The organism is Pseudochrobactrum sp. AO18b (assembly GCF_000409565.1).
GTDB lineage: Bacteria > Pseudomonadota > Alphaproteobacteria > Rhizobiales > Rhizobiaceae > Pseudochrobactrum > Pseudochrobactrum saccharolyticum.
Genome location: NZ_ANNO01000386.1, coordinates 1 through 10,179, shown reverse-complemented (window position 1 = coordinate 10,179; position 10,179 = coordinate 1). Strand labels below are relative to the sequence as shown.

10 protein-coding genes are annotated in these 10,179 nt (G+C 52.1%); 3 read left to right on the top strand and 7 right to left on the bottom strand.

Translation table 11 applies throughout. The annotated features are described in order from the left end of the window. Nucleotides 1–28 precede the first annotated feature (28 nt). The 3 genes from A918_RS0114555 to A918_RS20595 all read right to left on the bottom strand — a co-directional run bounded on the left by A918_RS0114555 (nucleotide 29) and on the right by A918_RS20595 (nucleotide 2,803). The gene (locus A918_RS0114555; RefSeq protein ID WP_022711767.1) at nucleotides 29–514 is read right to left on the bottom strand and encodes a heme-binding protein; all 486 of its coding nucleotides are present in this window, start codon (nucleotides 512–514) and stop codon (nucleotides 29–31) included. A 106-nt stretch (nucleotides 515–620) separates the two neighbouring features. Continuing rightward, nucleotides 621–1,226: a response regulator transcription factor gene (locus A918_RS0114550; protein ID WP_022711766.1), complete on the bottom strand. Its 606-nt coding sequence runs from the start codon at nucleotides 1,224–1,226 to the stop codon at nucleotides 621–623. Continuing rightward, nucleotides 1,223–2,803: a sensor histidine kinase gene (locus tag A918_RS20595; RefSeq protein WP_022711765.1), complete on the bottom strand. Its 1,581-nt coding sequence runs from the start codon at nucleotides 2,801–2,803 to the stop codon at nucleotides 1,223–1,225. The genes A918_RS0114550 and A918_RS20595 overlap by 4 nt, the downstream gene beginning before the upstream one ends. A gap of 161 nt (nucleotides 2,804–2,964) precedes the next feature. Here A918_RS20595 and A918_RS0114540 point away from each other — a divergent pair, with 161 nt between their 5' ends. Then, nucleotides 2,965–3,462 carry a GNAT family N-acetyltransferase gene (locus A918_RS0114540; protein WP_022711764.1) on the top strand — a complete coding sequence of 166 codons (498 nt, stop codon included), beginning with the start codon at nucleotides 2,965–2,967 and terminating at the stop codon, nucleotides 3,460–3,462. 2 nt (nucleotides 3,463–3,464) lie between these two features. Here the strand turns inward: A918_RS0114540 and A918_RS0114535 are convergent, their stop codons facing one another. From A918_RS0114535 to A918_RS0114520, 4 genes are all read right to left on the bottom strand, one after another. Then, nucleotides 3,465–3,896 carry a GFA family protein gene (locus tag A918_RS0114535; protein ID WP_022711763.1) on the bottom strand — a complete coding sequence of 144 codons (432 nt, stop codon included), beginning with the start codon at nucleotides 3,894–3,896 and terminating at the stop codon, nucleotides 3,465–3,467. 99 nt (nucleotides 3,897–3,995) lie between these two features. Next, nucleotides 3,996–4,928, bottom strand: coding sequence for an electron transfer flavoprotein subunit alpha/FixB family protein (locus A918_RS0114530; protein ID WP_022711762.1), 933 nt, complete (start codon nucleotides 4,926–4,928; stop codon nucleotides 3,996–3,998). A gap of 15 nt (nucleotides 4,929–4,943) precedes the next feature. After that, complete coding sequence (locus A918_RS0114525; protein ID WP_022711761.1) at nucleotides 4,944–5,693, bottom strand: electron transfer flavoprotein subunit beta/FixA family protein; 750 nt, start codon at nucleotides 5,691–5,693, stop codon at nucleotides 4,944–4,946. Nucleotides 5,694–5,731: 38 nt separating this feature from the next. Beyond that, nucleotides 5,732–8,179 (bottom strand): FAD-dependent oxidoreductase, encoded by a 2,448-nt coding sequence (locus tag A918_RS0114520; protein WP_022711760.1) that lies wholly within the window; start codon nucleotides 8,177–8,179, stop codon nucleotides 5,732–5,734. A gap of 177 nt (nucleotides 8,180–8,356) precedes the next feature. Here A918_RS0114520 and A918_RS0114515 point away from each other — a divergent pair, with 177 nt between their 5' ends. Beyond that, on the top strand, nucleotides 8,357–9,286 hold the full coding sequence (locus tag A918_RS0114515; RefSeq protein ID WP_022711759.1) for a LysR substrate-binding domain-containing protein: 930 nt from the start codon (nucleotides 8,357–8,359) through the stop codon (nucleotides 9,284–9,286). A 65-nt stretch (nucleotides 9,287–9,351) separates the two neighbouring features. Then, a partial coding sequence (locus A918_RS0114510) for an NAD(P)-dependent oxidoreductase (RefSeq protein WP_022711758.1) occupies nucleotides 9,352–10,179 on the top strand: 828 nt, incomplete at its 3' end.

Here is a 10,179-nt window from a genome sequence, read left to right as displayed (position 1 = left end):
GAGACAACGGGGGGGGGGTTGGGAGTGATTATTTAAGCTGGTCTTTGACCTTGTCGAGTGCAGCAACTGCACAGGCTTCGTCCAGATGACCACCCGGTGCGCCGCCGACGCCGATTGCGCCGATGGTTGCATCGCCGACTTTAACCGGCACACCGCCAGCAAGCACGAGGAAGCCCGGAATGTTAGCCAGTTCTGCCGCTGCCGGATTTTTCTGGATATTTTCAGCCATGACACCGGTTGGAGTGCGGGAAGAGGCCGAGGTGAAAGCCTTGGCGGTCGCTGCCGCTGGTGTATGAGCACCGGCATTATCGGCGCGCATCAGAGTGCGCAGCACGCCTGCACGGTCAACAACAGCTACGGCTACATTATAGCCTTTGGCAGAGCAGGCAGCGATTGTTTCATTGGCAATGTTTACCGCAAGATCGAGCGGCATGTTCTTTTCCTGCAAAACCTGCGCGGAAGCAGCTGAGGTCAGTACAAGTGCCGCAGCACCGGCAAACAAAATGCGTTTCATGATCGTCTCCTGAGTGTTGGTGAAAGCAACCGGCTTTCTGACACTCAATCTAGTGAAACAATCATTTTGCGTGAATCCGCGATACCGCTGAAAGCTCTAGGTAGAATTACGGATGCCCTGCACTGCTGCCGGATAGTTGCAACCGCACAAAATCCACCACCGAACTGGTTTCCAGTTTTTCGGCAATATTGGCGCGATGCGCATCAATGGTGCGCACCGAAATATTAAGCGCAGAGGCAATCTCTTTGCTGCCAAAACCTTTGCAGATCAGATCGAAAATCTCGTGCTCGCGGTCGGTCAGTCTGGCGATCAGTTTCTGTGCCTCCGCCCGTTCCAGAATTTTATCCAGTTCCTGAGAAGCGGTCTCCAGTGCCTCCAGTAAAACCTGCTCATCCACGGGCTTGGACAGAAAGTCGAGGATACCTGCCTTGAAAGCACGCCGGCAGGCATTGATATCCCCGTGACCGGTAATCATGATGGCTGGCCAGTCGATCCCGCGTTCCAGCAGTTTTTGTTGTAGCTGCAAGCCGCTTATCATCGGCATACGCAAATCGAGTATCAGACAACCGGGCTTTTGCGGATCAACATGCGCCAGAAATGTCGCCGGATCACGGAATGTCTCCACATGCATGCCATAGGTCTGCAACAACAGCGACAATGCTTCGCGCACGGCTTCATCATCATCAATCAGATAAATTTTGAGATTTTTCATTCTGCCGCCTTTGAATGCTCAGGCTCAGCCATTGGAATGGTAATTGTAAAGATTGCACCGCCGGATGGTGCATTTGCTGCCGATATTTCCCCGTCAATCCGCTCATTCAGTGTTGCGCAGAGCGAAAGCCCCAGCCCCATACCCGCTTCACGGGTGGTGAAAAACGGCTCGAACAAGCGCGGCAGAATATCATCGGCAATGCCGCCGCCATTATCGGCAATACTCAGAACGAGCTGCCCGCCTCTGGCCTCAGCCGTCACAGTAATGCGTTTATCGCTGTTCTCACTCTGGCTCAGGCTGTCGGCAGCATTGCGGATCAGGTTATAAAGCACCTGCTCCATCTCAACCGGATCAGCAGTAATCATCGGCGATATTTTCTCGGTTTGTTGATGCAGGCTGATATTGCGTTGCGCCAGATCCGTACGCAGCAATTCCGCTACATCGCGGATAATCTGGTTGATTTCTAAGCGCCTGCGCTTTGGTTCATGATTGCTCATATAATTGCGCATACGCTGCAAAATCTCACCGGCACGCGATGCTTCCCGCACATTGGCCGCCAAAGCCTGTTTCAATAATTCAGGCCGGTCGCCGGATGCTTCAAGGCGTAATGCGGCCTGACTTTGGCTCAGCAAGGCTGTCAGCGGCTGTGTCAGTTCATGGGCGATGCCGGAGGCCAGTTCGCCCATGGAATTCACCCGCGCCGCATGAGCAAGCCGCGTTTCATGTTCCGACAACTGTGCTTTCTGCTCGGCCTCTCTGGTGGCTTTTTGAAAACGCCAGAGCGCATAAGCACCGGTCAAAGCAATTAATGACAAAACCGCGAATAATATGGTGCGCAGCGGATCAATCACATCTGACAGCGCCATCGGGCGACTGAGACGCAGCAAAAGCGGCTGGTTCTGACTATCGATTTTCTGCGAAAAGACCGGTTGCTCCAGAAAGCGCGATGCTACTGTTTTCAGGCCGGATTGTTGTTCAAGAATAATCTTATCATTAATGGACAGGGTCAGATCTGCCCAATCCGGCCGCTCATCCGGTTCAATCATCAGAGCCGGATTGATAGCCATGAAAATCGCATAACCGGGATTGGCATTGTCAGATTTTTTGCCAAGATAATAACGGTCTGTCAGCTTGTCAGACAGATAAATGCGCACCTCACCCGGTTTTTGTTCTGCGACCTGCGCGGCAAAATCAATGGCGAGATTATCATGCTCACTTTCATCAACCATCAGCACAGGTTCAGCACTAACCGTGGAACCGGTGCGGTTCAGTAGCATGACATCGATTACGCTGATGCGCGGGTAAAAGCGGATAATATTGCGCGATACCTGCCGCAAAGCATCCACCGGTGCCGGACTGGCAGAGAGGATCAGTGCGTTCAAACTGGTGAGGTGAGCATCATGCTGTGCAGCGCGCTGCGACAGAACACGATGCAGCGCTGTGCCGGTTTGCTTCACCTCGTCACGCGCCTGATTAATGCTCTGACGGGCGGTGAAAGCAACAAACAGCAATAGCAATATCAGCCAGATAACCGATATTGTCAGATAGGATTTCCAAATCTGTTTATTGCCCGTCAAACGCTTCCCCCATACACAATATTGTAATTACACTTGAATATCGCTGACATAATATAGTGCAACACGCAATGCACAGGCCGAAAAACTTCTTCATCACACAGGTTTGGGCTTGTCAGCGCGCTGTACTAAACGGCATAAAACGCATCCGGCCGGAGGATGAAATGATTAATTTGCAACCCGTCAGAAGAACAGATGCAACCGAACTGATCGCGGGTAATCTTGCGAGCCGCAATCATCATCATCCATGGATGCGCAATTTTACTGATCTCGCCGGTTTTGAAGACTGGTTTGGCAATCTGCAAAGCAGTGCTTCTCAGGCACTTGTTGTGCGCGATACGGAGAGCGGCAAGATTGCCGGTGTTTTCACCTTCAGCCAGATTTTTATGAAGGCGTTTTGCAGTGCCTATTTGAGTTATTACAACATGGTGCATCTGGCCGGTCGCGGATTGATGACCGAAGGTCTGAAACAAACAGTTGCTTATGGCTTCAGGGAAATCGGCCTGCACCGGATTGAGGCCAATATCCAGCCGGACAATCTGCGCTCCCTCGCCCTTGTCGAACGTGCAGGCTTTCACAAAGAAGGCTTTTCACCGCGCTATTTGTTTATCAATGGCGACTGGCGTGACCATGAACGCTGGGCGATTATCAACGATCAGTAGCATTATTCGCAGCGGATATATTTCAATACACCGACATAGGGCGGCCTGTTTGCTGATTTGTCATCAGACGGATGATTAATGCCATCGGTGACAAGAACCTCATCAAAATCAAACGGACTGACGCCCTCAAGACAAGCGGCATTAATGCCATATTGCTGCGGGTTGGAACGGCGCTGATGGTGCGTATAAATCCCGCAAACAGAGCAGAAATAATGTTTCGCCGCCTTGGTATTGAACTGATAGAGCGTCAGAGCATCTTCCCCGTTGATAATCTCCAACCCGCCAAGTTGCGCTGAGACAGCTACAGCCCCGCGCATCCGGCAATAGGAGCATGTGCAACGGCGCGCGGTGTTCAGCCCGTCGGATAGTTTCACCCGAAACCGCACTGTCCCGCAATGACAGGCACCGTTGACTGTCTCATTTGTCTCGTTCATCGCTCAATTCTCCCGTAAATCTCATGTCAGGTTAAAGCAAAAAGGCATCCACCTGAACAGGTGAATGCCTTTTCATTTCAATAAATTTTGATGGAAAAATTAGCCGAGCGCTTTTTCCAGTTCAGGAATGATTTCAAATAGATCGCCAACCAGTCCATAATCGGCAACCTGAAAGATCGGGGCTTCTTCGTCTTTATTGATCGCCACGATTACTTTGGAATCCTTCATCCCTGCCAGATGCTGGATAGCACCGGAAATACCGGCAGCGATGTAAAGATCAGGCGCAACCACCTTACCGGTCTGACCAACCTGCCAGTCATTTGGCGCATAACCGGCATCCACTGCTGCGCGGCTTGCACCAACGGCAGCGCCGAGCTTATCCGCTACCGGTAGCATGACTTCCTGAAATTTCTCTGCGGAGCCAAGCGCACGGCCACCGGAAACAATGATCTTTGCCGAAGTCAGCTCCGGACGGTCACCGCCGGAAAGTTTTGCTTCAACAAATTTCGACAATTGCGGGTCATTGGCATAAGCAATATTTTCAACCGCAGCCGCCCCGCCCTTTTCTGCCGCAGCAAAACCGGCAGTACGCACAGTAATCACCTTTTTAGCCTCCAGTGCCTGCACGGTCTGCAAGGCATTGCCTGCATAAATCGGGCGCTTGAATGTATCCGCCGAGATGACCTCGATAATATCCGACACCTGCATCACATCAAGCAATGCGGCCACACGCGGGAGCACATTTTTGCCTGTTGTGGTGGCCGCAGCGATAATCACATCATAATCCGCGCTCAATGTCTGAATGAGATCAGCCAGTGGTTCTGCCAGCTGGTTTTCCAGTGCTGCATTTTCTGCCAGCAACACTTTGCGCACGCCTTTGAGCGTGACAGCTGCATCAGCCGCAGATTTGGCATTCTGCCCTGCAACCAGCACATCCACATCACCACCGATAGCCAGTGCTGCGGTCAGCGCCTTTGCTGTCTGGTCTGACAGGGTCTGGTTGTCATGTTCCGCTAAAAGTAAAATTGCCATGATCTTATTTCCCTATCAAATCAGTCCGGCTTCGTTTTTCAGTTTCGCAACCAGTTCCTGCACATTGGCCACTTTAATACCGGCTTGACGGCTTTCCGGCTCTTCGGTTTTCAAAACTTTGAGACGCAATCCAGTATCAACGCCAAGTTCTGCCGCGCTCTTCTCATCAAGCGGCTTTTTCTTGGCTTTCATGATATTTGGCAGAGAGGCATAGCGCGGCTGGTTGAGACGCAGATCAACAGTCACCACCGCTGGCAGTTTCACTTCAATCGCCTGTAAACCACCGTCAACCTCACGGGTCACACCGGCTTTGCCTTCACCAAGTTCCAGTTCGGATGCAAAGGTCGCCTGCGACCAGCCCAGCAGTGCCGAGAGCATCTGGCCGGTCTGGTTGGCATCATCATCAATTGCCTGTTTGCCGACGATCACCAGCTGTGGCTGTTCTTCTTCAACCAGTTTCTTTAGGATTTTAGCAACGGCAAGCGGCTCAACAGCATCATCAACTTTCACCAAAATGCCGCGATCAGCGCCCATTGCCAGTGCTGTGCGCAGCGTTTCCTGCGCCTGGGTAGGGCCAACAGAAGCCACAATCACTTCCGAAACCTTGCCCGCTTCTTTGAGGCGCAACGCCTCCTCCACGGCAATTTCATCAAACGGGTTCATCGCCATTTTAACATTGGCAAGGTCAACACCACTGCCATCGGCCTTAACGCGGATTTTAACGTTGTAATCAACAACCCGTTTAACTGCGACCAGAACTTTCATGACTTTATCCTGTAATTCAATGTATCAGACTGTTAAAATTACATTTTGCAACGCGAATTAGTCGGGTCGTAAAGCGACTCTTCAACCACTTTTGCCTTACGCCATTCACCCAGCACCTGCACTTCCAGTTCCAGCCCGATCTGATTGCCTAATTCCGGCGGCAGCAGAGCAAGCGCGATATCATGGCTGAAATGGCAGGAATAACCGCCGGAGGTAATACGGCCAACCAGTTTGCCATTGTGATAAACGCCCTCATTCATCTGCACACTGGCACCATCTGTGGCGATGGTGATGGTGCAAATACGACGCTTCAGCCCCTCTTCGCGCTGGCGGATGAGAGCATCGCGGCCGATAAAGTCGCCTTTATCGAATTTGACGAAACGGTCGAGACTGCTTTCCAGAGCCGTCAGTTCGGCATTCATATCGCGATACATCGCGCGATAGGATTTATCGAGACGGCAGCATTCCAGTGCGGCCAGACCGACCATACGGATGCCAAATTCCTCACCGGCTTTCAGAATTTCATCCAGCAGATGACGCTGATAACCGATCGGATGATAAAGTTCCCAGCCAAGCTCGCCTTCATAAGTTACGCGCAGCATCCGCACATCACTGGCCAGCCCGATTGTGCCGGTCTGCATGCTCATCCAAGGGAAAGCCGCATTGCTCAGATCAACCTCGGTGATCTTCTGCAAAACATCACGCGCTTTTGGCCCGACGAGTGTGAAAGCACCGCGCTCCATGGTGACATTGGTTAGCGTAACGCTGCGGTCATCCGGCAGGATTTTGGATAATTCATCAAAATTCAGCCGCTCACCGCGCGGGGTGGAGATCAGATAAAACGCATCCGGTTTGAAGCGGATAACCGTATATTCACTGACCACACCGCCGTTTTTATTCAGGTGATGACAAAGACCGATACGTCCGAGCTTCGGTAGCTTATTGGCGAGAATGCCGTCCAGCCAGCTTTCAGCCCCCGGCCCCGAAACCTCAAATTTGGTCATCGGTGTCATTTCGATCAGGCCAACGCCTTCACGCACTGCAGTCACTTCTTCACGGATATATTTAGCAGCGCGCTCAGTATGGCGGAAGCTCAGATCAGGAATAGCTTCCTCTTTGCTTGGCGCAAACCATTGCGGCATTTCCCAGCCGTTCAGCACATCCCATACAGCGCCCATTTCGGTGAGGCGGTCATAGGAAGGCGCGGTTTTCTGCGGACGGGATGCAGGCATGGTCTGACCCGGAAATTTAATATCCGCGTGTGTGCCCCATGTTTCCTGCACCTTGTGGCGCGTCCAGGTTTTGTTGGCATAATTGGAGAAACGACGCGGGTCGAGTTCCGACATATCTTTGGACGGCGCACCGTCGATGATCCATTCTGCCAGATGGAAGCCCAGTGTGCCGCCCCAGAGAATGCCGCCCGGCACACCTTCCGCAAGCCATACATTCGGCAGATCCCATGCAGGGCCAGCCAGCGGCAATTCATCGGCAGTCATCTGGAATGGCCCGCGCACATTGGCTTTAATGCCGGTGCGGGCAAGAGCAGGCACATAATCTGTGGCTACTTCCCAGTTCCACTCAACCGCGTCGAAATCCTCTTCCACCAGATCAGCGCCGAACCATTCCGGCACACCGTCCACGGCAAAGAGTTTCAGATGTTCGGTACGTTCATAAGGGCCGAACATCAATCCGTCACCCTCTTCACGCAGATATCCGGCAAAGCCCTCATCACGCAGGATCGGCATTTCCGGAAGACCCTGTTTTTTACGCTCAATAATTTCCGGCACCGCATCGGTGATCCAGTATTGATGCAGGATCGGGATTGCCGGAATATCAATACCAAGCAATGCGCCGGTCTGGCGGGCATAATTGCCGGTCGCGGAAACAATATGTTCGCAGATAATATCGCCGTTATTGGTTGAGACTTTCCATTCGCCGTTTGGCAGGCGCTCAAAACTGTTGACCTGCGTATTCTGATAGATTTTCTGCCCCATATCGCGGGCGCCTTTGGCCATAGCCATCGTCACGTCAGCCGGTGCGATATGACCGTCATCGGGATGATAGAGTGCGCCGATCATATGCTTGTTGTTTTCCAGCAGCGGCCAGAGTTCCATAGCCTCTTTTGGCGAAACCAGACGGGCATTGGTGCCTTGCGCTTCGGCAACATCCATATAGCTCTTATATTCATCCATCCGGTCGCGCGTATTGGCGATACGCAGCTGGCCGCATTTATGCCAGCCGACATTCTGGCCAGTTTCGGCTTCCAGTCCTTCATAAATCTCAATGGTTTTTGCAATCATACGGCCGACATTATTGCTGCGCGCATAAGAGGGAATAAGCCCTGCCGCATGCCATGTTGAGCCTGCTGTCAGCGATGTGCGCTCCAGCAGCGCACAATCTGTCCAGCCGCGTTTGGCCAGTGCATAGAGAACGGAAACCCCGACACAACCGCCGCCGACAACCACAACCCGTGCATAAGTTTGCATAATTCCACCCGATTTATTTTTATGAAAGACCGGTGCACCTCTCCTTAGTGCAATGATCTCAGACTGTTTTCATGTTTTCTCAGCGCGCAAAATTACGGCTGATTTTGATCTCACAATAGGATGCGGCAGATGCTTTGTGATCTTGTAAAAAAATAGTCCGAGGTATAACTTCAGATTATGCACAGACTCCGTAATCTCATTCCTTCCGCCAATTACCTGTTTGCCTTTGAGGCCGCAGCACGGCGTTTAAGCTTCACCGCCGCGGCCAAAGAGCTGAATGTCAGCCAGCCCGCAGTGAGTAAAACCATACGGTTACTTGAAGAATCGACAGGGTTGAAACTGTTTCGCCGCGAGAGTGCGCGGCTGGAGCTGACACCGGAAGGACAACGGCTCTATCAGGAAGTGCAGGCCTCTTTTGATCATCTGCATATGGTGATTTCGTCCTTGCAGCGGAAATATCAAAAAGACATTGTGCGCGCCTCATTCTCGGCGGTGTTTATCTCGCTGTGGTTACTGCCGCGCCTTGCAGATTTTAAAAACCGCTATCCGGAAATCGCGCTGCATATTGAGGAAAGTCCGAAAGATTATATTGATCTCGGCGAAGAGGATATTGACCTCTCCGCCCGTCTCGGCAATGGCGAATGGCAGGGCTTGCGCTCATGGCAGCTGTGTCTGGAAGAAACGGTCTGTGTGTGCAGTCCGGAATATCTGGCTGCTCATGGCCCGATTCATGCACCGGCCGATTTACTTAACCACCGCCTGCTGCATTTTGAAGAAAAGCACCGCTCCCGTATCGGCTGGCGTGAATGGCTTGAATATCAGGGTGTTTCCAGTGCCAAACTGCCTCATGATGTGGTGTTCAGTGATAATCTCGCTTCAATGCAGGCGGCAATTCACGGTCAGGGTATTTCGCTCGGCTGGCGGCATCTGATCGGCAGCTATCTGGAAAGCGGTAAACTGGTTATACCACTGGAGAATTCCTACAAAGCCGGAAAGAGCATTTTTCTGGTGGCTCCGGCATCGCGCCAGATCAAGTCCGGTACAGAGAAATTCCGTGACTGGATTTTGGAGCAAATGCATCGGGAGTTGCCGCTTAACAATCCGTAGCGGGTTTCTCTTTTAGAAATTACTTTTTCCAACATCTTTAGAGCATTGATTAAATGGGAGTTACTATGGCTAAAGTTGCGTTTATCGGCCTCGGTGTTATGGGCTATCCGATGGCTGGCCATCTCAAAACACGCGGCGAACATGAAGTAACCGTGTATAACCGCACCACGGCTAAGGCACAGGCCTGGGCGCAGGAATTTAAAGGCAGTTTTGCCACCACACCGGCCGAAGCTGCCCGTGGTCAGGATTTTGTGTTCTGCTGTGTCGGCAATGACGATGATTTGCGCTCAGTCACCCTTGGCGAAGACGGTGCATTTCAGAGCATGGGTAAAGGCACTATCTTCATCGACAATACCACAGCCTCTGCTGAGGTTGCCCGTGAACTCGACAAGGAAGCCCGCCAGCGTGGTTTCCATTTCATCGATGCGCCGGTATCCGGCGGACAGGCCGGTGCTGTGAATGGCGTTCTCACTGTGATGTGCGGCGCTGATGAAGCTGTTTTTGAAAAAGCCAAGCCGGTTATTTCTGCCTATGCCCGTTCGGTTGGTTTGATGGGCGCTGTTGGTAATGGCCAGCTCGCCAAGATGATGAACCAGATTTGTATTGCCGGCATTGTTCAGGGGCTGGCTGAGGCCATTCATTTCGGTAAATGTGCCGGATTGGATATTCAGACCGTGATTGATGTGCTGTCCAAAGGTGCTGCCGGTTCATGGCAGATGGAAAACCGCACACCGACAATGATTAAAGGCGAATATGAATTTGGCTTTGCTGCTGACTGGATGCGCAAAGACCTGAAAATCTGTCTTGAAGAAGCGGATCGCAATGGTGCCACGCTCGCTCTGACCGCCCTCGTGGATCAATATTATAAGGATGTGCAGAAGCTTGGCGGGGGT

What these genes read in the sequence shown, in the direction of transcription:
- A918_RS0114555 (WP_022711767.1), bottom strand. Translation starts at nt 514, where the DNA reads ATGAAACGCATTTTGTTTGCCGGTGCTGCGGCACTTGTACTGACCTCA.
- A918_RS0114550 (WP_022711766.1), bottom strand. Translation starts at nt 1,226, where the DNA reads ATGAAAAATCTCAAAATTTATCTGATTGATGATGATGAAGCCGTGCGC.
- A918_RS0114540 (WP_022711764.1), top strand. Translation starts at nt 2,965, where the DNA reads ATGATTAATTTGCAACCCGTCAGAAGAACAGATGCAACCGAACTGATC.
- A918_RS0114535 (WP_022711763.1), bottom strand. Translation starts at nt 3,896, where the DNA reads ATGAACGAGACAAATGAGACAGTCAACGGTGCCTGTCATTGCGGGACA.
- A918_RS0114530 (WP_022711762.1), bottom strand. Translation starts at nt 4,928, where the DNA reads ATGGCAATTTTACTTTTAGCGGAACATGACAACCAGACCCTGTCAGAC.
- A918_RS0114525 (WP_022711761.1), bottom strand. Translation starts at nt 5,693, where the DNA reads ATGAAAGTTCTGGTCGCAGTTAAACGGGTTGTTGATTACAACGTTAAA.
- A918_RS0114520 (WP_022711760.1), bottom strand. Translation starts at nt 8,179, where the DNA reads ATGCAAACTTATGCACGGGTTGTGGTTGTCGGCGGCGGTTGTGTCGGG.
- A918_RS0114515 (WP_022711759.1), top strand. Translation starts at nt 8,357, where the DNA reads ATGCACAGACTCCGTAATCTCATTCCTTCCGCCAATTACCTGTTTGCC.